The 22,491-nt window shown below is 47.3% G+C and carries 18 protein-coding genes; 8 read left to right on the forward strand and 10 right to left on the reverse strand.

Translation table 11 applies throughout. From position 1 onward, the window contains the following. From ACKFKH_RS31345 to ACKFKH_RS31355, 3 genes are all read right to left on the reverse strand, one after another. A partial coding sequence (locus ACKFKH_RS31345) for a DNA-binding protein (RefSeq protein WP_446862305.1) occupies positions 1–531 on the reverse strand: 531 nt, incomplete at its 3' end. Positions 532–1,706: 1,175 nt separating this feature from the next. Further along, on the reverse strand, positions 1,707–1,880 hold the full coding sequence (locus ACKFKH_RS31350) for a hypothetical protein (protein WP_446862306.1): 174 nt from the start codon (positions 1,878–1,880) through the stop codon (positions 1,707–1,709). Between the two features lie 18 nt (positions 1,881–1,898). Beyond that, positions 1,899–2,174, reverse strand: a complete 276-nt coding sequence (locus tag ACKFKH_RS31355; RefSeq protein ID WP_446862307.1) for a Uma2 family endonuclease — start codon at positions 2,172–2,174, stop codon at positions 1,899–1,901. Between ACKFKH_RS31355 and ACKFKH_RS31360 the strand changes: the two genes are divergently transcribed. Further along, entirely contained in the window at positions 2,167–2,328 is a 162-nt protein-coding gene (locus ACKFKH_RS31360) for a hypothetical protein (RefSeq protein ID WP_446862308.1), read from the forward strand. The two genes, ACKFKH_RS31355 and ACKFKH_RS31360, sit on opposite strands and share 8 nt — an antisense overlap. Positions 2,329–2,351: 23 nt before the next feature. Here ACKFKH_RS31360 and ACKFKH_RS31365 read toward each other — a convergent pair whose 3' ends face one another. Further along, on the reverse strand, positions 2,352–7,844 hold the full coding sequence (locus tag ACKFKH_RS31365; RefSeq protein ID WP_446862309.1) for a trifunctional serine/threonine-protein kinase/ATP-binding protein/sensor histidine kinase: 5,493 nt from the start codon (positions 7,842–7,844) through the stop codon (positions 2,352–2,354). Positions 7,845–8,715: 871 nt separating this feature from the next. Here ACKFKH_RS31365 and ACKFKH_RS31370 point away from each other — a divergent pair. Beyond that, positions 8,716–9,504: a class I SAM-dependent methyltransferase gene (locus tag ACKFKH_RS31370; RefSeq protein WP_446862310.1), complete on the forward strand. Its 789-nt coding sequence runs from the start codon at positions 8,716–8,718 to the stop codon at positions 9,502–9,504. 216 nt (positions 9,505–9,720) lie between these two features. After that, on the forward strand, positions 9,721–10,842 hold the full coding sequence (locus tag ACKFKH_RS31375) for a hypothetical protein (RefSeq protein WP_446862311.1): 1,122 nt from the start codon (positions 9,721–9,723) through the stop codon (positions 10,840–10,842). A gap of 43 nt (positions 10,843–10,885) precedes the next feature. Here the strand turns inward: ACKFKH_RS31375 and ACKFKH_RS31380 are convergent, their stop codons facing one another. Continuing rightward, positions 10,886–11,530 carry a hypothetical protein gene (locus tag ACKFKH_RS31380; RefSeq protein ID WP_446862312.1) on the reverse strand — a complete coding sequence of 215 codons (645 nt, stop codon included), beginning with the start codon at positions 11,528–11,530 and terminating at the stop codon, positions 10,886–10,888. 1 nt (position 11,531) lies between these two features. On the opposite strand from ACKFKH_RS31380, the gene ACKFKH_RS31385 reads away from it, so the two are divergent. Then, positions 11,532–11,831 carry a hypothetical protein gene (locus tag ACKFKH_RS31385; protein WP_446862313.1) on the forward strand — a complete coding sequence of 100 codons (300 nt, stop codon included), beginning with the start codon at positions 11,532–11,534 and terminating at the stop codon, positions 11,829–11,831. Between the two features lie 212 nt (positions 11,832–12,043). Here ACKFKH_RS31385 and modB read toward each other — a convergent pair whose 3' ends face one another. The 5 genes from modB to nadD form a co-directional block, all read right to left on the reverse strand. After that, the gene (gene modB, locus ACKFKH_RS31390) at positions 12,044–13,915 is read right to left on the reverse strand and encodes a molybdate ABC transporter permease subunit (protein ID WP_446862314.1); all 1,872 of its coding nucleotides are present in this window, start codon (positions 13,913–13,915) and stop codon (positions 12,044–12,046) included. 94 nt (positions 13,916–14,009) lie between these two features. Continuing rightward, a complete protein-coding gene (gene modA, locus ACKFKH_RS31395; protein ID WP_446862315.1) occupies positions 14,010–14,804 on the reverse strand; it encodes a molybdate ABC transporter substrate-binding protein in 795 nt (264 codons plus the stop codon). Positions 14,805–14,943: 139 nt separating this feature from the next. Beyond that, a complete protein-coding gene (locus tag ACKFKH_RS31400) occupies positions 14,944–15,591 on the reverse strand; it encodes a class I SAM-dependent methyltransferase (protein WP_446862316.1) in 648 nt (215 codons plus the stop codon). A 520-nt stretch (positions 15,592–16,111) separates the two neighbouring features. Then, positions 16,112–17,125, reverse strand: coding sequence for a type I glyceraldehyde-3-phosphate dehydrogenase (locus ACKFKH_RS31405; protein ID WP_446862317.1), 1,014 nt, complete (start codon positions 17,123–17,125; stop codon positions 16,112–16,114). A gap of 129 nt (positions 17,126–17,254) precedes the next feature. Next, positions 17,255–17,926 carry a nicotinate-nucleotide adenylyltransferase gene (gene nadD / locus ACKFKH_RS31410; RefSeq protein ID WP_446862318.1) on the reverse strand — a complete coding sequence of 224 codons (672 nt, stop codon included), beginning with the start codon at positions 17,924–17,926 and terminating at the stop codon, positions 17,255–17,257. 511 nt (positions 17,927–18,437) lie between these two features. Here nadD and murC point away from each other — a divergent pair. The 4 genes from murC to ACKFKH_RS31430 all read left to right on the forward strand — a co-directional run bounded on the left by murC (position 18,438) and on the right by ACKFKH_RS31430 (position 22,295). After that, a complete protein-coding gene (murC, locus tag ACKFKH_RS31415; RefSeq protein ID WP_446862319.1) occupies positions 18,438–19,952 on the forward strand; it encodes a UDP-N-acetylmuramate--L-alanine ligase in 1,515 nt (504 codons plus the stop codon). A gap of 87 nt (positions 19,953–20,039) precedes the next feature. After that, complete coding sequence (murB, locus tag ACKFKH_RS31420; protein WP_446862320.1) at positions 20,040–21,053, forward strand: UDP-N-acetylmuramate dehydrogenase; 1,014 nt, start codon at positions 20,040–20,042, stop codon at positions 21,051–21,053. Positions 21,054–21,333: 280 nt separating this feature from the next. Then, on the forward strand, positions 21,334–21,681 hold the full coding sequence (locus ACKFKH_RS31425) for a YbaB/EbfC family nucleoid-associated protein (RefSeq protein WP_446862321.1): 348 nt from the start codon (positions 21,334–21,336) through the stop codon (positions 21,679–21,681). 131 nt (positions 21,682–21,812) lie between these two features. Beyond that, positions 21,813–22,295, forward strand: coding sequence for a low molecular weight protein-tyrosine-phosphatase (locus ACKFKH_RS31430; RefSeq protein WP_446862322.1), 483 nt, complete (start codon positions 21,813–21,815; stop codon positions 22,293–22,295). The last annotated feature ends 196 nt before the right edge of the window (positions 22,296–22,491 follow it).

The following is a 22,491-nucleotide window of genomic DNA, read 5'->3' on the forward strand; positions in this document are numbered from 1 at the left end:
TAGTTCATTAGATCTCAACTTCTGACCTTTGACACAATTTATTTTACAATCCCCGGCTTTAATCGGTCTTAGCGCTTGAATCTCAGCAATCTCATCTTTTAACTCCGGTCTGACTTGAGCTATTCTCTCTAGCAGTTCAAACATCCTATCACTCTGCTTCTCACTAGCCTCTAGCTTTGCTTCTACTCGCATGATTAGGTCTGTCATCGCGGCATTGTCCTCTTGTAGTCGCTGGTTTTCAGATTCTAGTAGGTTTATCGTTTCACTCTCATATTCTTCCTCAGCCGCACACTTGAGACTGTAGGGTACCTGGCTAACTTTCCTCTGTAATTTGTCTGTTAGATAAACTGGACGATCGCGATTACCATACAGCCCTTGTTCATTCTGCCTAATCGCTTTTAGGTGTTGCACAATAGTTGTTTTGGAACCTGTACCAAGTACGCCTCTAACAGCCGCAGCGCTAGGGTTAATCCCATCTTTTCTGAGTTGATCGTAGACTTTCTTAACTTCTTCCTCTGTTATTCCTTTCATCGTTCAGTAGACCATTAGGTTTGTAACTGTACCATACCAGAAAAATCACGGTATGGTACAGTTCACGTTTGGCTAATCATCATGATTGTGATCAAGTGCGGTATGGTACACTCACCCCCGTACGGTACACATACCCATAAAAAGACCCCAACTCAATGTCAGGGTCAAACCTAATGGGTATCTGCTTATATCTCTCTCTGCTATCTACTAAACACTTCTCTATAAGGTGGTTGAAGCAGCCGTGTTTTAAGCGGCTTAATCGCTAGTCTAGTTCACCTTTCTCTCCGCTGTCAAGCGGCAACACCTATCCACACTCACAACCCTTTCTCTGACGCTCTCAGGATGCCCTGTAAGACACTCTACACTGATACCGAGACACACCTTAAACCTTCACTATTCGTTTGAGCGCTTTGTAGTGCATGTAATAACCTATGGGTCGTGAGTTTTCTATACTGACTGCGATCGCATGTCTCAGCCTGTCACTTTTGCCGATTCAACCTCCGTTCACCTATCCCTTCATAAATTTAGTAATACTAATTAGTATTACTAAAAAAAGATAGACTCACACCCATCCCTATTCCGTTTCATTCTCTCCAGTTCCAAACATGCGATCGCACCCGACTAATTCACCCTTACCTCTTGTCTCAGTCAGCTAAGAATGACCTACCAAGGAAACATTCATTCCTAAACTGTCATAACCTCTACTTTTTAAGTCAGGACACTCTCAACTCTGGTAGTCTGCTCTCTGCCAGTACTTGTTAGGACTGTTCGCTCTCTGATTCTCTAAACACAAACTGAGTACAACTAAAACCACAGAATACGAGTGCCTCAAAGCACTAAGTACCCCTAAAATCACTCATTTGAGTACATACTGAACACAAATCTTACAAACTTGGTTACCTCAATTTCTGAAACCTATACCTAGAAATCATTTCAGGCATTTCACAAGATCGATTCGTAATCGATAGGTCGCGAGTTCAAATCTCGCCATCGGCTTTCTAACAAAACTGTACGTTTGCTGTACATTCGCACGCTGCGCGATGTGCAACTTAAAATTCATGCGAATCCACGTCTTTTTGAGGGAGATAGGAGGATCTCACGTCAGACTGTTTGCGCGGTGATTCTCTCAACCCGTCTTAAAAAGGGGAACTTCAAAAAGTCGCGTATGGCGTTAGTTAAGATTCGGGCAGTTCACCAAAGCGATCGCGATAGCGAGCAAGTTCGGCGGCAAGATCTTCGGCGCGCTGGCGTTCTTGAGTGGCTTGGGTTTTTGCGGCTTCGAGAGCAGCGGCTAACTCATCGGGAATCAGCAGTTTTTCGCCCTTGTCTAAGCGGTAAAAGCCGATCAAGCTGCCTTCTAGGGTAAATCAAAGCTGTAAAGGCTGACTCTGGCCGTCAGTAATGAGTTCGTAAGTCTCTCTCCGTAGTCGATAGCCGCGCAGCTTTTCGGGAATCCATTCTCCTCTAGGGTCAAACTGCCAATATTCTTGAACCCCTAACTGCTCGTACAGTGTCTTCTTAAAGCCTTCATCTTGAGTTCTAGTTCCGGGTGATGTCATTTCAAAAATCACGGCCGGAACTTGCCCTTCTTCCCAGATTTTGTAGTTGTCGCGTCCGCCAGGTTCTACGTCAAAAATGACCATCACATCTGGAGCAGTCCGCAGTTTTGGAAAGCCTTATAGTGCGTGTGATCTAGTTTATCGTACGATCGCGCCTGAAGGGTTGACGGTCTGTGGTCGCCTACGGATAGGCTGGAATATGGTTCTCGACAGCGGCGACGCAATTGAAGATTCCTAGCGGTAATGCTTGAGGTTCCCTGTTTAACGATCGCCATAGCTAACCGGAATCGAGATAATAACCTCTGTGCCTTGACCCACCTCAGATTTAACCTTTAAGCAGCCATTGTGTTTCTCAACGATCGCATAGCAAACGGATAGCCCCAGTCCGGTGCCTTTGCCGACAGGCTTAGTTGTGAAAAAGGGATCAAACACACGCTGTTGCACTTTTTCTGACATACCGCTTCCGTTGTCCGCAATCCAAATCGTCACGGTAGAGTGCTCTGCTGCTGTGCGAATGCGAATCGTTGGAGGTGATTGAGACTTGATTGCCGACTGAGCACTATCGTATTGCCGCTTGTCTTCTAGTGCGTCGATCGCATTGCTGAGAATGTTCATGAACACCTGATTAACTTGGCTGGCATAGCAAGTCACTTCTGGCAATTGCCCATAGTCCTTGGTCACGATGATTTCCAAACGACTTGCCCTCACCTGCAATCGATGCTGCAACATCAAAAGCGTACTATCAATTCCCTCATGAAGATTGACAGGTTTCATCTCAGCTTCGTCCAGGCGCGAGAAGTTTCGTAGAGAAAGGACAATCTGACGAATCCGGTCAGATCCTAATCTAATCGAGCTAACCAGCTTGTGAACGTCCTTTTGTAGAAAATGCAGGTTTGTCTCTTCAAGTTTGTTTTGAATCTGAGGAACCGCTTGAGGATAGTAGGTTTGGTAGAGCGCAATCAGGTCAAACAACTCCTGGAAGTAGGTCTCAGCATAGATGATGTTGCCGTGGATAAAGCTAACTGGGTTATTGATTTCGTGAGCAACCCCCGCAACCATCTGCCCCAATGACGACATTTTCTCAGTTTGAATCAGTTGAGCCTGAGTCTGTTGTAGTTGTGCCAGCGCTTCTGAGAGATGTTGATTTTTTTCATGTAGCTCTTGAGTGCGCTGTTCTACTTTCTGCTCTAGGGTGTTGTAGAGCATTGAATTTTGCAACGAGATCGCACCCTGAGCTATCAAAAGCTGTAATACCTTGAGGCGATCGCGAGTAAACACCCCGGAAGTTAAATAATTCTCTAGATACAGCAGTCCGATCACCTCCCCTCGACTGTGAACAGGCGTACACAAAACACTTTTGGGCTGCTGTCCTAGAATATAAGGATCGGTTGAGAAGGGCAGCTCGGTGCGGGCATCATCGATCACGATCGTTTCGGAAGTACGAGCCACATAGTTCAAGATAGACTGTGGCATGACTTGGCTAGAGTCAAGTGGGACTGATTGCAGCGTTGGTTTAACCGCATCGCTAGACTGAGCCGCAACCACCCATCGCTGATCCTGCCGTAACAGCAACACACTCCTTTGGGCACCCGCATTCTCAATAACGACCTGCATTAAGCGATCGAGCATTTGGTCAAGTTGAATTTCGCTAGACAGGGCTTGAGACGCTTTGATCACCGCAGTCAAGTCTAGAACTTTGGAACCCTCCAAGCTACTGTTTAAGCTAGAACTAGCGGAAGTAGAGGAAATAGAGGAATTCACTCTTTGAGACAGCGATATCTCTTCGGATTGCAGCGTGAGTAAGGTTGGATAGTCTTGCTCTAGGCGGGTTACTTTTGCTTTTGCGCCCCAACGAATATAGGCATAGTAAGCATCCGTCAGGTAAACTTGAGCGATTTTAGGTTTGCCCCAACTTAGATAAAACTTGCCCGCGAGTTCACAAGCAAGAGCTTCTTCCTGCTGATATTGGTGGGTGATAGCTCCTGCGATCGCGTGATCGTAATGCTCGATGGCGCTGGCAGATTGTCCCAAAACACGACAGTGTTCTGCGGCGACTAGATGAAACTTGTGCAGAAAATTGGTAGGCGTGTCTGCCCATTGCTGCATTCTCTTTTGATTGTGCTGTACTTTCTCCAGGATTGTCGTTTGTTCTGTTTCTGAAGCGATCGCATACAGTGCCAATCTTGCTAGTGAATCATAGAAGTAAAATACTGGAATAAAATATAAGCCTGAAACTCCATCAATGTACTGCTCTGCCAGGTTTGCGGAGTCAACGGCTTGCTGTAGGTCGCCAAATAGATAGCTGAGAATTAGTTTGTTAAGATAGACCTGATAGAGCGCATACCGATCGTCTGCTTGTCGATGTAGTGGCAGTAGTCTCTCTTCGTCATACGCCGCACCAGACAGCACGATCGGGTTCTCAGTAGACCCTAATAGATTTAAGACGGTTTGCTGATAAATCTGGTGATAGGTCAGTGAGTTAATCTGATTGATTTGAGTCAGGGCATCCTGATAGATAGTAAACTGTTCTGCGAGTTGGTTTAGCTCCCATCCGCTAAAGTAGGCGTACTCATTGCGGTGCAGAATGCAGTAGGAGGCATATTCCAAATCTCCTGTCTCTAAGCCACTGTGATAGCCTTCTTTAAGCGGTTGTAGTGATGCAGTTAAGGGCTGTTGCCAGTGGGTCGTCATGCTGTAGACGATCGTAAAGATTTTTGCCTTCAGGCTTTTAGCGTCAAGCTGCTCTAGTAGACGAATCGCTAACTGTCCAAAGTGGTAGCCTGTTTTAGGATTGCCAGTGGTGGATAGTAGAAGCCCATAGTTGGCGTAAGCAAACGCAGACCAGGATGAATTTCCGTACTTCAAAGAGAGATTGACTTGCTCACAGATCACCAAAGGCAGCAGCATTGGAGCACAGACAAACGTAATAGAAATCAGGGTAGACAGAATTCGCATTGCTGCCAATTTTTCGGGTAGTTGCACCAATGGGAGATGAATCAGGTCATCAACGGCTCGATCGACAAGCCGAGTTTGAATCTGTTGCAGGGCGAAGTCAATATCCGATGAGGTTGGAGTCTTAGGAAGATCAATATCTAGCAGGCTCAGAACTGATAAAGCGAGTTTTAGTGCTTCTGACAATCGGTTTTGAGCAATGTTTGCTTGAATCTTGACTTCATAGACTTGAATGCGATCGCACAGGGTTTTAGCGTGTTGTAGTACCTGTTCTGTGAGGTAGTCCATTTGTTTGAGATCGCCATTGAGATAGGCAGACTCGACTGCTTGTGAGTACAGCATCAAGGTGAGATCGTAGTCTTGCTCCCAGGTGTCGATCGACAATAAGGCTCTTCCAGCCTCAAAGTAGCTAAAGGCAGCACTGTACGCTGCGGATGCAACTGCTTTTCGCCCTGCTTGTAGGTTGAGTTGTGCTAAGTTTTTGCGCTCGATCGCGTCACCCAGCAAAGTAGCTCCTAAGTTAAGCTGATTGACAATCTCAAACAGTTTTTCGTCGCGGTTTCCTTCGGTAAGCAACCGTTGACCAATCCGCAGGTGAGTAGCTTGTTTTTGATCGTCAGGAATCAGTAAGTAGGCGGCCTGTTGAACGCGATCGTGGAAGAATTTGTAGCTCGGTGACGGACAGGGTGCCTGATCACTCAACTGCCACAAGGCATCATCGCCCGCTTGAAATAGCTTATACTCCTCTCCAGTGGGTACGAGCAATCCTTCTTGTAGGGAAGCCCAGAGATCAGTTGTTGTTTCATTGAGCGATCGCTCATACACGACAGCTAACGTCGCTAGATCAAACTGGTTGCCAATACAGGCCGCGAGCTTGAGAACGGCTTGAGTGGACTCAGGTAGCTTTTGTAGCTGGAGCCGCATAAACTCAATGACATCTTTGTCTAATGACAGGATTTGGATTTGCCCCAGATCGGACTGCCACCTGCCAAGCTGAGGGTCAAATGTGAGCCATCCATCCTCCTGCAAAGACTTGAAAAACTGAGTGCTAAAGAAAGGATTGCCATTTGTGCGGCGATAGATCAAGTCGCTTAAAGGCTGGGCTTCTGGTAGTGAGTCATTGAGGGTGTCTGCAACAAGGTGATTGAGGTCGATCGGGCTGAGGGGAAATAGCTCGATCGTCTGGACAGTTGCCCCCGCCGTTTGAATCTCCTCGATCGTCACAGTAAGCGGATGACTAGGAGAAACTTCGCTATCTCGATAAGCGCCAATCACTAACAAATCGTGACTATCTGGGTCGCTCATCAATCGCTGCATTAGCTTTAATGAGGCGCTATCTGCCCACTGCAAGTCATCCAAAAAGATTACTAAGGGATGTTCTGGCTTTGTAAAAATCTGAATAAAGTTCTTAAATAGAAGATTGAAGCGGTTTTGTACAGCACTTCCTGTTAGTTCTGGTGCAGCAAGTTGCTCACCTGTAATGTAGGCTAGTTCGGGAATGACCTCAATCATCACTTGAGCATTTTCGCCCAGTGCTCGCAAAATTTTGAGTTTCCAGCGTTCTATCTGAGTGTCGCTTTCGGTGAGACACTGCCCGGTCAAGTCGCGAAAGGCTTGCACAAAGGCAGAAAGGGGAATGTTGCGCTGAAATTGATCAAACTTGCCTCTGATAAAATATCCTCGCTGCCGCAGAATTGGTTTGTGAATTTCGTTGATCACAGCCGTTTTGCCAATTCCAGAAGCCCCTGTTACCAGGATGAGTTCGCTTTTTGAGGCGGTCAGGCGTGTAGAAGACGGTTCTAATGGTTGACGCTGGGCGACTCGTTCAAATGCGGATAATAGCTGGGCGACTTCTTGAGATCGACCATACAGCTTTTCAGGAATGATGAAGTGATGGGAGTAGTCTTGTTGTCCTAGTTCAAACGTAGCAATGTTGCCGCGCTGTTTCCAGTCGTGTAAGCAGACCTCTAAATCATGCTTTAGCCCCAAAGCACTTTGATAGCGATCTTCTGCATTTTTGGCCATCAGCTTGCTCACAATGGCTGAAACCATGAATGGAACAGTGGAATTGAGGTGATGAACGGCGGGCGGCTGTTTGGCGATGTGGCAGTAGACTAGCTCGATCAGGTCGTCTGTACTAAACGGTAGCTGTCCTGTGAGCAGTTCAAATAGCGTAATGCCTAGTGAGTAGAAATCTGTGCGGTAGTCAATGCCGCGATTCATGCGTCCGGTTTGTTCGGGGGAGAGATAGGCGAGGGTGCCTTCTAAAACGTTGGGGTTAGTCAGGGTTGGCGTTTCGCGGGGCAACTGGGAGGCAATGCTAAAGTCAATTAGCTTAACTTGTCTGGTGAGCGGATTGATCAGAATATTGGCAGGCTTGATGTCTTTGTGAATGATGCGATCACAGGACAGACCATCGAGAATCTGGGAGAGCGCGATCGCAATGTGTAGAAACTCTACCAAAAACTCTGAGGTTTCTAGTTCACGACCGTCCCAATTTCTCATTGCACCATACTCTTTGAGCGAAATGCCGCCAAAGTCTTCCATGACGAGCACAAACCCATTCTGGTAAGGCTCCAGGCTATAGGGTCGAATGACTCCCGGCAGATTAAGCTGTCGCATCAGGCTGTACTGATTTTTGAACTGCACGAGTTCGACAAAGCTGGGATAGGGGTTTTTGAGGAGTTTGAGGACAACGGGCTGTTGAGTCGATTCTTGGCGACCCCGATAAACTAGCGTTCTAGACCCTTCGTAAATGAGATGTTGAACCTGATATCCCGCTAACTGAATTTGTTTTGCCATCGTCTCCTAACCGTTGATGAGTTATACCGAGTCATCTGTGCTAGTTATTCCCCACTGAGGCGCGCTTTTCACCGAAGTTTAGTTGTTTTCTGGTGGCTAGTTGAGAGTTTCGATCGCTCATCCATCAAAAACTGGATTGAGAAGAATTGCTTTTTCTAAAAAAATATTGAGAAACAAGCGTTAACTTTACAGTTCCTCTTTGACTCAAGCCGCAAATATACTGAGGTAGATTAAAGAAATAAACTTATGAATTATAATTTTTCAGTATATACACTGAAGCAATGAACATTTAGATATTTCTGAACAATGAAGTTAGGTCTTGGTTGGCGATCGAATAACGCTCTAAGTATTTTATATTACAGGGCGTAAATTACCTCGCACTCAATACATCAATCTTCGGTCTGATTTTTGGCTGATCTAGAAAAAATTTCGCTCCTGCCAACCGTACTGAGACGAGGTTTCTTTTAAGATTTATTGTGTTAATCAATACTTAGAAATGTTTTGAAAATATCCGTAACTGATCCAAATACTTCTATTTCCTGCTCAAAAGTCAATTTGATTTTTCTTGAGTTCTCCGTAAATTCACTTGAATTTCGCTCTACGGGAAATCTCGCTATCGGCTAACGCAGAGGGCAGGCTATCTTATCGAACAACTCAGTGTTTTCACGCTGACCTTACTCAAATTTCATCAACTATCTGCAAACAACCTGCATAGCACCCTTGCTCAGGTCAGTTTCCAGAACTGCACTTTAGAACTGGTTTTTGCAGAATCAAAACATCTCAACGCATCTAACAAGGCGCGTGACAGTGTTGTATTTAGAATTCGCGAATCAGTTGCTGAGGTGCCTCAGATTGCACTTAACAGGTAACAATGCATATGGTACTGTCTAACAAAACCGTTCATTCTTCCTACCTTGTCGATCGTCTCTTGTCAGGAAAGGATGAAAATCTGTTCAACTCGGTCAAGTTTCGGTTGATTGCTCAAGCATTGAGAAAGTCTAATCTCAAACAACTTCGCATCCTTGATCTCGGCTGTGCAGATAAGGTTGCATTCCGCTATCTCTCTAATTTGGGCGTTGAGTTTGACTATTGTGGTGTGGATTATGAATCCCCTTTTTCACCTGATATTTTGTCGGATATTCGAGACTCCAATCAAATCATCTCAAAGCTTCCGTGGCAGCCAAATGTCATCTTTTTACTAGATGTGTTGGAGCATCTGGAGGGACTCGAAGTAGACATTTTGCAAGTGCTGCAAGCTTGTTGCTCGATTTTGCCGCCTGGGGGTTTGGTGGTTGTGACGATTCCACAGATGTATCGGCTCGATCGCTTCAAGTTCAAGCATCTCCACTACAAAGAACATAAGATTCGGCTACGTCAAAACGAATGGTATAACCTTCTCAGCCATGAACTCAAGGTTTGCAACAGTCAGGGCGTTGGCTTTATTTCGGTTCTTCCCTACTTAGTTATGTTTCACCCCCGCTATGAAAAGACTCCTTTCCTGATGCGTCTATTCAAGCAACTGCGCGAGAAAACTCTGGAAAAGCCATTTCTACGCAAGTTAGACTGGCATCTGAGTCGGTTGCTCGGTGGTGTGCCCTTTTTCCGCAAGTGGACGAATGATGTCTTGTTTGTCTGCGAAGTGCCGCGCGCTAAGTTCTAATAGAGCGATCGTCAATCTTGCACCATCCTGGTTTAATGAAAGTTGGAGGAGGGAGGTTTAATAGACTTCCTGCATGGATACCTGGCCATTGATGTTAGCTTCGCAAGAGCCTTCGGAGGGCATCTACGATTCGTGCAGGAGTCTAATGTTAAATTTCCTCCCTCGTTTCAGTGTGGTTTGCTCACCAGAATCAACTGTGAAACAGGGAGACACTTAATGAATCGTTTTCATCCAGATTTTTTGGGTGAGGTTGCTCGTCGAGTCGGCATCAAACCTCATTCTGGATACCGTCAATTTGTCGTACAACATCTCTATGAAGATACGCTGCGGCTACTTCTGACTTCTCATCAGTTTTTTGCGATCGAGGTTGTAATTGGCATTGGCTACTCTGGCAAAGACCACGTTGTAGAAGCCTTGCAGCGTCAGGGCATTCGGGTACTCACTCCAGGGTTTGACGAATTAGAAGAAACTATCCAGGTTGAGTTAAAAAATAGCCTCGAACAGTGTCGTCAAGCAGGTCATCAACTCCTTTTGCATGAAGTAGGTGGGTATGCAATCACTTGCTTTCACAAATACTACCGAGACTATCAAAACTATGTGCGCGGCGGTGTTGAGATTACTAAGCAGGGGGTCTGGGCGGCGCAGCGTATTGAAGATCTTTTGATTCCTCAGTTAAATTGCGCTGAGACTCGTCTCAAGGAAATTGAGGGGGATTATGTCGGAGATGCGGTGGTGTCGTCTCTGGATACGATTTTGCGGGAGATAGGCTATGCGATCGCAGGTCGTCTCGCCCTCGTCAATGGCTATGGTTGGGTGGGTCGCGGGGTCTGCCGCAGTCTACGAGCCAAGAATCTTGTGGTTGCGGGACAGGATCTTGATGTGATTAAGAAGGTTGCGCTCAAGCTAGACGGCTTTTTGTTGCGAGATGAGTTGGATAGCCTGGATCGAGTCTCGATCGTGATTGGTGCGTCGGGTGGCTGCTCGATTACTCCGGAGTTGATTGATCGATTGAGCGATCGCACTATTCTAGTCAGTGCTAGTTCTAAGAAGGTTGAGATTGATTTGGACTACTTAGATCGACAGGCAAAATCGATTGAGTTGATTCATCCCCATGTGGAGGCTTATCACCTTCCAGATAGAACGCTTTATCTCGTCAATCGAGGTTATCCGGTTAACTTTGTGGGTAGTAGTGTTCCGGATGAGATTGTTGAGTTTCTATTTGCAGAAGCGCTTATCTTGTTGGAGCAGTTAGTTTCTAATGATTTTCCACCGGGGACGTTCCCGCTTGCTCCTGAGCTAGAAGAGATTCCAGCACAGGTTTGGCTAGATTTACGTTAAGGTTCTTTCACTTCGTATATTGGCGGTTTTGCCCCCCAACTCCCTAATTTTGGGTGACTTTAGCATACTTGGTGGGACTGTAGACGGGGTTTTGTGGACGGTAGATGCATCCTGGTTGAGCGATAGACCTACGCTCACGTACAAAGAACATGGGCTTAACTAATAGTTTCCATTCAATAAAATAGACACTGCCCTTCATTGTCAAAGTGCCTGCCGTAAGAAACCCAGGTTGTTTGATAGCTGGAGAGATCGGTCTGTTTGCGCCGCCGCCAATATATTCAACTTCAACTCCAAACAAGTCATAGACTCTAGCTTTCCAAAAACTGAAAGTCAAAGGAGAGCCAGAATCTTTGTTTTCCTGCACCGATCTGCCGCTTGAAATTCCAGTGTTTAAAGTGGTTTGATTTAGCTGAAATTTAAGATCATGCCCGACGCGAGGGTATGACTCGACAAAAGTGTAGTTTGCCCTGGCGAAAAACATGGCGTTCCGAGGAGATCTCGTGGGATTAGGGCTGTAGAAATCTTTGGAACAGGTCAAAGTTCCTTGCCCGTAAAGATTGCCTGAGTAATCACTCAAAACGAAAGGTGCAGCGATCGCCCTTTGGGTCGTCAACGAAAAGACGGCGATCGCTACGGATGCCAGCGCAAATATTCTCTTGATAAAATCACGGGTAGCTTTTGGAGTCATCATGAAAATTGCACTGTTGACACTGTTGATGGTTGTCGGAATTGAGAGGGCGGCGATCGCTAATGAAGCTCAGGATTCAAGAATAATGTACCTGACAGATATGTACCCTATCTGTGAAGGAGATCTATATAAAATATGTCAGTCAGTTGCTCCCTCAGAAGCACCTTCCCCAGCTATCAAAAGAGTGTTTGTATTACCTCCCACGCTAGTTATTGAAGAAGGTTCTCAGGGCACCTTACTTGAGCTGAGTGGACTTTCATTGATTCCATTTTCTAGCTCAAACGAAAGCTCCCCATTGTAGAGGAATTGCCCATTTTTAACCGACACAGGGCTGTTCAAGGTGCATCGAAGAAGACTAGCGTTAAAGAACGATCTATCAACAGGGTCTGACGAAACTATCTTCGTCATTAAATCTGCGAATGTCCAATCCAGATGTTTTGAAGTTAGCGATGTACAGGTACTAGGAAAATTGGATATCGGAGAACAATCGGAAGACGGCTGCTTAATTCCTAATTAGTCCACCATCAAGATCAGTCGATCGAGCCTCGCATACCAGGGGAACGGTTGGTCTTTGAGAACAGTCCACTTTTCTTTGAAGATCTCTGCTTGCACATGATAGTCCTGCGAGTCAGTAGCCACCGATTTGAACTTGAGAAAAAGGGTCATTCGGTGCGGCGTTTCACTAGTTGCGGCTAACCAACAGGGATAAGTGTAGTCGTCAGGATCAGTGGTAAGGCTAATCTGATGGGCACGAATGCCAACGTCGGTGAGGCGATCGGGAATTGCTTCGAGAACCTGCAACGTCAGACCCCAATCGGTTGCTTCAACTAAGTTAGTTCCGACTACAACTGCACGAGAGAAGTTCTTACAACCTGTGAGTTGAGCAATGCGAACAGTTTGGGGATGCTCAAAAATCTGATGTTTGGAATCATAAGCGATCGGCTTTCCACTAGACATCACCATCAGCGTCTCACAAACTCGAAAGGCTTCCTCCAGGTTATGGGTGACAAACAACGTCACTCCGCGATAGGTAGACAAAATTTTGATGAGTTGTCGCTCTAGTTGGCTGCGGAGGTAGGTATCAAGCGCCGAAAAAGGCTCGTCTAACAGCAGGACTTCCGGTTCGGTTGCTAATGCTCTTGCTAGGGCGACTCGTTGTTGTTGTCCCCCCGAAAGCTGGTGAGGATAGCGTGCAGCAAAGCTGACTCCTCCGGACGTGTCTAATTCCTGCAATTGTACTAGGGCAAGCTGTTGTCTGATTCGCTGAAGGCGCTTGGGTTTGGACAGATGATGTAGCCCAAATCCTACATTTTGAGCAACCGTCATGTGGGGAAACAAAGCATAGTTTTGAAACACTAAACTAACGTTGCGTTTGGAACTAGGCAGGTTAATTTGCTTGTCGGCATCAAATAGGGTTTGTCCATTCAAAACAATGCGCCCTTTGGTTGGGGTTTCTACTCCAGCAATACAGCGGAGCGTCATACTTTTTCCTGACCCTGACCCGCCGAGAATGCCTAAAGTTTCTTGCTGTGCCGTGAGTGTGGTGCCGAGTGTGAAAGTAGATAGCTGTTTTTCAATGTCAACAAATAGTCCTTGTCCTGTGTCAGATTGAGGTTGTGTCCAATGGTGTGCTTGATGCTCTGAGGGAGTCGATCGCGTCCACTTTCCCCCTCGATTTACGGGTTCATCGGCTTCGATCGTGCCTGATTGTGGTCGATACAGTGTCTGCTCATATTGCTTTTGCCACAGGTTAACCATAATCAGACCCGACAGTGAGAGCGCCATGATCACACTTGCCCACAACCAGGCTTGACCCAGATCTCCGGCTTCGACTGCGAAGTAGATAGCCATTGGCATGGTTTGAGTTTCCCCAGGAATGTTGCCCGCCAGCATCAGGGTGGCTCCAAATTCTCCTAATGCCCGCGCAAAGGCGAGTGTGCTTCCGGCTAATAGTCCAGGCACTGATAACGGTAAGAGAATCTGTCTAAAAATTCGTAGTTCTGAGGCTCCTAATGTTCTGGCTACTTGGAGTAGGCTAGAGTCGATTTGCTCAAATGCCCCCAATGCTGTTTTGTACATCAGAGGAAACGAGACGACGATCGCCGCCACAACTGCCGCATACCAGGTAAAGATGATTGTAAAGTCAAACTGCTCCATCAGGTTGCCAAGCGGCCCATTTCTACCAAACAGCAATAGCAGAAGGAACCCAACTACAGTCGGCGGTAAAATCAATGGAGCAATGAGAATGCCTTCGATAATCGCTTTCCAGCGACCGCGATAGCCCAACATCCAGTAAGCGGCGGCCGTACCAAGCAAGAAGGTGACGATCGTTGCCAAGCCAGCCGTTTTGAGGGAAATCCAGAAGGGGGAAAGATCTAGTTCCATAGGTTCAGGCTATTAGCTCGTGACTGGTGAATCAAGGAAGTTTTGTGACTTGAAGAACTTTAACGACAGGCTTTAACTACCCCAGAATTCTCGACTAGGACACGTTAAAACCGTACTTCTGAAACACTTGTTTTGCTTGATTGCCAAACAAAAAATCGACAAAGCTTTTGGAAGCAGTTTGATCACGACTATTTTTTAGCACTGCGATCGGGTAGACGATCGGCGAATGTAAGCTGGCTGGAATCGTTTGGGCAATTTTAACTTTGTTCGTGGTTCTCGCATCGGTCAGGTAGACTAATCCAGCGTCGGCATTTCCGGCTTCGACAAACTGCAACACCTGGCGGACATTGTTTGCCAGAACGTACTTCGATTTTAGTTGATTCCAAATACCCGCTTTAGTCAAGGCTTCTTGGGCATACTGTCCAGCCGGAACACTACGCGGGTCACCGATTGCAATCCGTTTGACTCGGACATGGGTTAAACTCTTTAAGTCTGTCACGCTAGACCGATTACTAGGAACAACCAACACAAGCCGATTAGTCAACAGATTACGCCGAGTGTTTGAGGTGAGAAGGTTTTTCTGTTGTAGGGCATCCATCTGTCTCACGGCGGCTGAGATAAAAACATCAGCAGGGGCACCATTTTCAATCTGCTGTTGTAGTGCGCCGGAGCTACCGAAGTTGTAGCGCACCCCGACATTAGAGCGAGATTGTTGATAGATTGGGTCTAGCTCTTTTAGGGCATCAGCCAGGCTGGCAGCAGCAGAAACAATGAGTTGAGTATTTACCTGAATGATCGCCACGGGTGTATTGAGCAGCCGAATCCCAAAAGATACACCAAAGGCTAGAACTACAAGAGTGACGAACACCAGAATGCGTTGCTTTTTCATACAAACCTCTAAAGGACGCTGACAACAAATCCGGAGGTAGCTGTCACCAGAGCTTTGAGTTTTATATCATGGTTGTAAAACCTATAGCAAAGCGCTAAGTGCTGAGGTTGAGAAGCCGTTACGTCTGTCTTTTAGTTTCTTACAAAGTCGTTGAGTTGCTTGGATCAGGCTTTTTTTGAGCAACGATGTGAAAGATGTGCCAATGTTTTTCTTCACCGATCGCCGTGATTCCATCTCGTTCTTCTTCCTCAAACCACTCAATCTCAAAGGGTTGTAAAAGCACTTCAACTTGTGGGCGCGTGTGATGCGATCGATGAGGATAAACCGCCCAGGAATCACGATCGCCAAACAACTGCCCACAAAAGCGTCCTTGTGGTTTGAGCGAGGTCACGATCGTTTGCCACAAGTCTGAGAAATTGGCAGGTGGACAAAAGGGAAGACAAAAGCTGGCATTAATCAAATCAACCCCAGCAGGCAAAGTCAAGGCTTCAAAACGCATCAGTTGAGTTTGAAGGTGGTCTTGTTGAATCGGGCGATTGAGGAGACGATCGAAGGCGGCTTGTTCTGCGTCGATCGCCAATACCTGCCAGCCGCGATGCAGCAGTTCGACAGTATCTCGCCCATCCCCACAGCCTAAATCAACTGCTTGGAGCATGGGACAATCTAACAATCTCTCTGTGTCAAACCTCGCTAATGCTTTCAACAATGTTTCTCGCGGTGAGCCACCTTCTACGGCTTGATAGTAGAGTGTCCAGTCGGGGTTATTAGCAGGAATAGATGGATTCATTAGTGACGCTCATTGAATGCAGGTTTAATACCAACATTCTGTTTAATTGTATTTTGCAGATCAGAGATACATTTGCTAGCAGCGATCGGCTCATTGTGTAATTGAAAAACTAGCGCGATTGTTTGCTCAATTATATAGATATTGCTCAGTTACTCTTCCAAAGAATTTAGCAAAACTTTAATCCCACGGGGATGATCTGATCGAAACATTTGATCTGTCACACAATAACGATCTAGAGTAATCTTATCTGCGAAAGATCTGCTTGAACGATTGGGGCAAGACGTGTCTCGGTGGCAATAAACCAAATTATGAAGTGTATTACCACTTGTATTACAACCACAAAAAATATCTTCTGAGACACCTGGATGAGCTAGAGCAGTTCTCCTTCTAACAAGGGTTGAATCTCATTTGGTGTATTGATGACAAGTACCAACCTTTTTACTCTGTGCACTCAACAGTACAAAAAACCCCCAACTCCAAATTTGGAATTGAGGGCGATGAATCAAATTAGTGCTTGAGACTAGCGTTCCCACTTTTGGGCTACGACTTCGGCTAGGTCAACCACGCGCTGACTGTAGCCCCACTCGTTGTCATACCACGCAACGACCTTCACCATGTCGCCACCCATCACCATCGTCAACGCCGAATCCACGATCGACGACTCATCCGTCCCCGCGTGGTCACTCGACACCAAAGGCAAATCGCAATATTTGATAATGCCCTTCATCGATCCTTCAGAGGCATCTTTGAGAACTTGATTGACCTGCTCGGCGATCGTCGCCTTTTCAACGTTGACGACCAGATCGACCACAGACACATTGGGAGTCGGCACCCGCATCGCGATTCCGTTCAGCTTACCGCTCAGTTCAGGAAGCACCAGAGCGACTGCCTTGGCCGCCCCCGTCGAGGTCGGGACAATGTTCATCGCCGCAGCCCGTGCCCGACGCAAGTCTCGGTGGCTGGCATCCAACAAACGCTGATCGCCTGTATAGCTATGAGTCGTCGTCATCGTGCCTTTGATGATGCCAAAATTATCATTGATCACCTTGGCGATCGGGGCAAGACAGTTGGTGGTGCAGCTTGCGTTACTGATGACATTGTGTTTGTGGTGATCGTACTTCTCATGATTCACGCCAACGACAAATGTCCCATCTTCATTTTTGCCAGGAGCCGTAATCAAAACCTTTTTGGCACCTGCATTGATGTGTTTTGTGGCACCTTCTTTGCTGATGAAGACCCCCGTCGATTCGATGATCAGATCGATGTCCCAATCTTTCCAGGGCAAGTTCTCAGGATTGCGATCGGACGTACATTTCACCACTTTGCCGTTGACGGTAATGGTGTTTTCGTCAGCATCGATATCTGCGTTAAACCTGCCCAACATGGTGTCGTACTTGAGCAGGTGAGCATTGGTTCTAGGGTCAGACGTGTCATTGATGGCGACGACTTCTATCTGACTGTTTTCCCTGCCTGCCCAACACCGCATGAAGTTGCGTCCGATGCGTCCAAAGCCATTGATCGCTACTCTAATCACTGCGTCTTGCCCTCTGTAGATAAATACCTATTAATGAGAGTCATCATATCGTAAAAGGTTGATCGATTCTTAAGGAAAAATGTAGAAAAGTGAGGAGGGAGGAGGGAGGAGGGAGGAGTCGCTCAAAGCCTATGATTGGTATAGTTTGTGGGCTTCGATATAGGCTTCTACAGACTCTGGGATCAGGTGACAAAGGGGTTCCTGCAAGGTTGCGCTGCCTCGACAGTACTGACGAATCAGACTAGACGAAAGCGCGATCGGCTCCATCTCAATCCACTGCGATCGCACCCCTCGCTCGTTCTGAGTTTTGAATCCTAAATTCTGACTTAATTTCTCCTCACCCCTGACCCCTGACCCCTCTCTCCTCCCTCCTCTCTCCTCTCTCCTCCCTCCTCCCTCCTCCCTCGATCGCGGAGCCACCAGCCAAATACAGGCTTGCCGCAATTCCTCACTGCCTCGCCACCGGGCCAAATTCTCAAACGCATCAGCACCAATGATCCAGAACCACTGGGTGTCGGGATAAACCACTTGCAGATCGTGAAAGGTATCGATCGCCCAGGAAACGCCTTCTCGCCGAGCTTCGATGTCTGAGGTGGTGAAATGAGGATGAGGGGCGATCGCCAACCGCACCATTTCTAAGCGATCCTCAAACTTGGCGAGGTCTCGTTTGTGCGGCGGTAGACGACTCGGAACCCAGAGTACGCTGTCCAGAGCAAACTGCTCAAAAGCCGCCTCCGCGATGTGCAGGTGCCCCCGATGCACCGGGTTAAACGTGCCGCCAAAGATGGCTAACTTTTTCATGAAAAAACAGAATCAAACCGCGACGTGCGACTTCTTTGAGTTTTCTATTTTAAGGAGTTAGAGAATTATTCTGTAGATGACCTCACGTTGAGATCTCTTTAGCTCGTTCAAAAAGGGGAGACATCAATTTAAGGTTGCACATCGCGTGACAAACTCCATTTTTCCTGGTTAAGTCAAGCAGCAGCATCAATTTTCTTTATGGTTGTGCTGTTTTAAATGATCCAGGGTATCGTAAATGGCAAATCAAATTTAACTAGAAAAATTACTGAACTGACTCTGTATTTTTATCAGGAAATCGTCGAGTTGGTGGCGTAGTTAACCAGTTAGGATGATCCACAAAACGCAGATGTATCAAAACCGCTAGACAAAATCCGATTTTTCACTTAATTAATAGGAATGCTTTGTCACTTGTCTAGAGGAAAAGACCGCAAATTCCAATTAATCTATACCGTGAAAAAGCAATCCTTGATATGATAGCGCGTGTTATTGGTGTGGTGTGTAAGGAGCTAAGATGCTGAATTCCGTTGATTTCAGCGGCAGACCATTTCATTTTATTGGAATCGGTGGAATTGGAATGTCAGCCCTCGCTTATGTCTTAACAAAGCGTCGGTTGCCTGTGTCCGGTTCTGATGTTCGCTTGAGCCATATTACGGCGCGTTTGCAAGAATTAGGTGCCCACATCTTTTCGAGTCAAAACGCCTCAAACCTTGAGTTTTTTAAGTCCCATCTAGAGCAGCCTGCCCCTGCGATCGTCGGGGTCGGTTCGGTTGCTGCTAGAGCGTCTCAAAAAAGCTATTTTAGTCAAAGTGATTTGGCGCAGCTTCCCCAGGTCATTTGCTCGACGGCTATTAATCCGGCCAATCCAGAATATCGAGCGGCGATCGAGCTAGGCTGTCCTATTTTTCACCGATCAGATCTTTTGGCAGCGCTGATTCAAGATTACCAAAGTATTGCTGTCGCGGGCACTCATGGTAAGACCACGACCAGTAGTTTGATTAGCTACCTGCTGTTAAAGGCGGGGGTCGATCCGACCATCATCGTCGGCGGTGAGGTAAACGCCTGGGAAGGCAATGCCCGTGTCGGTAGTGGAAAATACTTAGTCGCCGAAGCAGACGAATCAGACGGTTCGCTGGTCAAGTTTTCTCCGGCGATCGGCATCATCACCAATATCGAACTCGATCACCCCGATCACTACAGCAGTCTAGAACAGGTCGTCGAAACCTTCCAGACGTTTGCGAGTCATTGTCACACGTTAATTGGCAGCATTGATTGTGAAACGGTGCGCGATCGCATTCAGCCGACCATCACCTATAGTTTGCACCGAGCCTCTGGCGCAGATTACAGCGTTGATCAGGTAGACTATCGCTCAGATGGGACAGTTGCACGAGTTTGGGAACGCGGAAAAGTTCTTGGACAGCTAAAAATTGCGCTTCTGGGCACTCATAATTTGAGTAACGCTCTAGCAGGCATCGCGACCGGACGGCTGTTGGGACTGAAGTTTGAAGTGATTGCTGAGGCGATCGCGCTATTCGAGGGTGCCCGCCGCCGATTTGAGAAGCGGGGTCAGTTTAACGACATTCTCTTTATCGATGACTACGCCCATCACCCCAGCGAGATCCAGGTGACGTTGGCGGCCGCAAAATTACAGGCAAGTCAGACCGTCCCACCTCAGCGCGTGGTGGCCGTCTTTCAACCGCATCGCTACAGTCGAACGCTAACATTTTTACCGGAGTTTGCCGCCTCTTTTGCGAACGCCGACCTGGTGATTGTCAGTGATATCTACAGCGCAGGCGAGCCTGATTTAAACCAGATCACTGGACAGCAGGTGACCAGCTTGATTGCTCACCACAACCCTAATGTGCTCTACCAGCCGACCCTTCAGGCGATCACTCACTTCTTGAACGACACCTTAGTTCCGGGAGACCTGGCGATTTTCTTGGGTGCGGGAAACCTGAATCAAGTGATCCCAGATGTGATGGCGCATCAGTCCGGGGTTGCTCAAGAACGTATCTCCAGGACGGTGTAACCGCTCCAATTTTTGTGGCAAAAATTTAGCAACTGCCCATCCGACCCGTGAGGGGTTTCGGTTGGAGTATTCAAGCAACTAAAAACCATGACTCTCTCCAGTGATCCCCGGACTTCGATTAGCGCTCTCAAATCAAGTTTTTCAACTAAAATCAATTCGTCTCGATCGCTGCCTCCTCAGCCGAATGAGATATTGTCGATCGCGCTCCCTGGTACTGACTGTTTGCTAAAAGCCAAAGTTCCACTCTCTACACTGACATCGTTTCGGGTCGGAGGCCCGGCAGAGTGGTATGTTGCACCCCGTCGATTAGAAGATCTGCAAGCGAGTTTTGAGTGGGCAACGGCTCAAGGCTTGCCGATTACAATGCTCGGTGCAGGGTCAAATTTGTTGATTAGCGATCGTGGGCTTCCGGGGCTGGTGGTTTCGACTCGTCATTTTCGCCATATAGCCTTTGATGCAGACTTGGGACAGGTGACGGTGGGCGCTGGAGAGCCGCTTCCGAGACTTGCGTGGCAACTAGCCGATCGCGGCTGGCAGGGCTTTGAGTGGGCAGTTGGGATTCCGGGGACGGTCGGCGGAGCGGTGGTCATGAATGCGGGCGCTCATGGGGGATGCGTCGCTGATTCTCTGGTCAAGGCTCACGTTTTGTTGCCCAATGGGTCGATCGAGATTCTCACCCCTGCGGACTTAGATTATCGATATCGAACGTCGGCCTTGCAGGGCGATCGTCGTTTGGTGACGCAAGCCACGTTTCAACTCAATCCTGGTGCCGACCCCACGCAAGTTTTAGAAGAAACCAGCAACCATAAGCATCACCGTCTCAAAACTCAACCCTACGATTTGCCCAGTTGTGGGAGCGTTTTTCGCAATCCACGCGACTATAAGGCGGGCTGGCTGATCGAGCAGTCTGGGCTAAAGGGGCATCAGATTGGCGGCGCTCAGATTGCTCAACGTCACGCCAATTTTATTCTCAACTGCGGCGGCGCGACTGCAACCGACATTTTTGCCCTAATTCAGCATGTTCAGCAGCAGGTTCAGCAACAGTGGTCTCTTTGGTTAGAGCCAGAAGTCAAAATGTTGGGCGAGTTTCAACCGATTTAGGTGCGTTGCTGAAGACATTTGCGAAGCTAACAGCATCTGCCAACTTTGATTACTATTTGATCACCCACAGATTAAGAGTTCAGGACTTTTGTCAGTTAACCGGGTAAGCGACCTCTAGCAGCTTCCCTTTTTACTTTTTGGACTCAGTGAACTGTCTGAGTCAGGCGATGTCATAATGAAGCTTGCTTGTTTGACTGTTGCTTGATAAAAATTGGGCAAAGAGTCGATCGCATCTGCGAAAATTCTGATCTACATTCCACTCACACCCCCGTAGGAAGTTATGTCACAAGGACAGGGATTTGGCTTTGGTCTTGGCAAAATGAAAGAGCTAAAAGATGCCTTTCAAAAAGCGCAACAGGTTCAAGAAGGAGCAAAACGTCTCCAAGAAGAACTCGAACAGATGGAAATCGAAGGCGAAGCGGGCGGTGGGCTTGTCAAAGTCGTGGTGAGTGGAAACCAAGAGCCGCTAAAGGTCACGATCGCCCCCGAAGCGCTGCAAGAATCTGCGGATGTTGTGTCTGATTTAGTGTTAGCTGCCACCAAGGATGCTTACAATAAATCCACCGCTACGATGCGCGAACGGATGGAAGAACTCACAGGCGGTCTCAATCTCCCTGGCTTGGGCTAAGTTCAGTTTGGATTTTAGATTTTGGATGAACGTTGTTGTGAATTTGACTCCTCAGTGATTGAATAATCAGTGATTGAATAAAAGGTTGTTGAATAAAAGTTCCGCTATCCAGTCCAGAATCTAAAATCCCGATGCCTTACAAACTGCTTTTTGTCTGTCTGGGTAATATTTGCCGCTCTCCGTCTGCTGAGAACATTATGAATCACCTGATCCAGCAGGCAGGTCTCTCAGATCAAATTATTTGTGACTCAGCGGGGACTTCGAGCTATCACATTGGCAGTCCGCCCGATCGCCGCATGACTGCTGCTGCCAAACTGCAAGGCATTGAGCTAGTGGGTCGCGCCCGTCAGTTTACAAAATCCGACTTAGAAGACTTTGATCTGATTTTGGCGATGGATCGCGACAACTATGAAGGGATTTGCGCCCTCGATCGCGCTGGGAAGTACAGTTACAAAGTCCGCTTGATGTGTGATTTTTGCACTCGTCACACGCTCAGAGAAGTGCCCGACCCCTACTACGGCGGCGAACAAGGGTTTAATCAAGTCATCGATCTGCTAATGGATGCCTGCGAAGGGCTGTTGACTCAAGTGAAGCGAGAACTCGTTGAGCGTTGAGAGTCGGACAAGTCTCAAAGACCGCAAATTTGTCAATTCTGCCCATTCAGACCTATTGGACGCCGGTTCTAATCTGACGTGAATTCGATGAAATTCCTCGCTGTAGCGATCACTCCAGGCAGCCCCTTGTATCTTAAGAGAGTGGCAGACCGACCCCCCTAAGATTCACGAAATCGGGATTTAGCTAGGGTCGCCA

Source organism: Phormidesmis sp. 146-20 (genome assembly GCF_052939475.1).

Excerpts from the sequence above, each read along its gene's own strand:
- ACKFKH_RS31360 (WP_446862308.1), top strand. The coding sequence starts at position 2,167 with ATGACCATCACATCTGGAGCAGTCCGCAGTTTTGGAAAGCCTTATAGT.
- ACKFKH_RS31355 (WP_446862307.1), bottom strand. The coding sequence starts at position 2,174 with ATGGTCATTTTTGACGTAGAACCTGGCGGACGCGACAACTACAAAATC.
- ACKFKH_RS31365 (WP_446862309.1), bottom strand. The coding sequence starts at position 7,844 with ATGGCAAAACAAATTCAGTTAGCGGGATATCAGGTTCAACATCTCATT.
- ACKFKH_RS31370 (WP_446862310.1), top strand. The coding sequence starts at position 8,716 with ATGCATATGGTACTGTCTAACAAAACCGTTCATTCTTCCTACCTTGTC.
- ACKFKH_RS31375 (WP_446862311.1), top strand. The coding sequence starts at position 9,721 with ATGAATCGTTTTCATCCAGATTTTTTGGGTGAGGTTGCTCGTCGAGTC.
- ACKFKH_RS31380 (WP_446862312.1), bottom strand. The coding sequence starts at position 11,530 with ATGACTCCAAAAGCTACCCGTGATTTTATCAAGAGAATATTTGCGCTG.
- ACKFKH_RS31385 (WP_446862313.1), top strand. The coding sequence starts at position 11,532 with ATGAAAATTGCACTGTTGACACTGTTGATGGTTGTCGGAATTGAGAGG.
- modB (WP_446862314.1), bottom strand. The coding sequence starts at position 13,915 with ATGGAACTAGATCTTTCCCCCTTCTGGATTTCCCTCAAAACGGCTGGC.
- modA (WP_446862315.1), bottom strand. The coding sequence starts at position 14,804 with ATGAAAAAGCAACGCATTCTGGTGTTCGTCACTCTTGTAGTTCTAGCC.
- ACKFKH_RS31400 (WP_446862316.1), bottom strand. The coding sequence starts at position 15,591 with ATGAATCCATCTATTCCTGCTAATAACCCCGACTGGACACTCTACTAT.
- nadD (WP_446862318.1), bottom strand. The coding sequence starts at position 17,926 with ATGAAAAAGTTAGCCATCTTTGGCGGCACGTTTAACCCGGTGCATCGG.
- murC (WP_446862319.1), top strand. The coding sequence starts at position 18,438 with ATGCTGAATTCCGTTGATTTCAGCGGCAGACCATTTCATTTTATTGGA.
- murB (WP_446862320.1), top strand. The coding sequence starts at position 20,040 with ATGACTCTCTCCAGTGATCCCCGGACTTCGATTAGCGCTCTCAAATCA.
- ACKFKH_RS31425 (WP_446862321.1), top strand. The coding sequence starts at position 21,334 with ATGTCACAAGGACAGGGATTTGGCTTTGGTCTTGGCAAAATGAAAGAG.
- ACKFKH_RS31430 (WP_446862322.1), top strand. The coding sequence starts at position 21,813 with ATGCCTTACAAACTGCTTTTTGTCTGTCTGGGTAATATTTGCCGCTCT.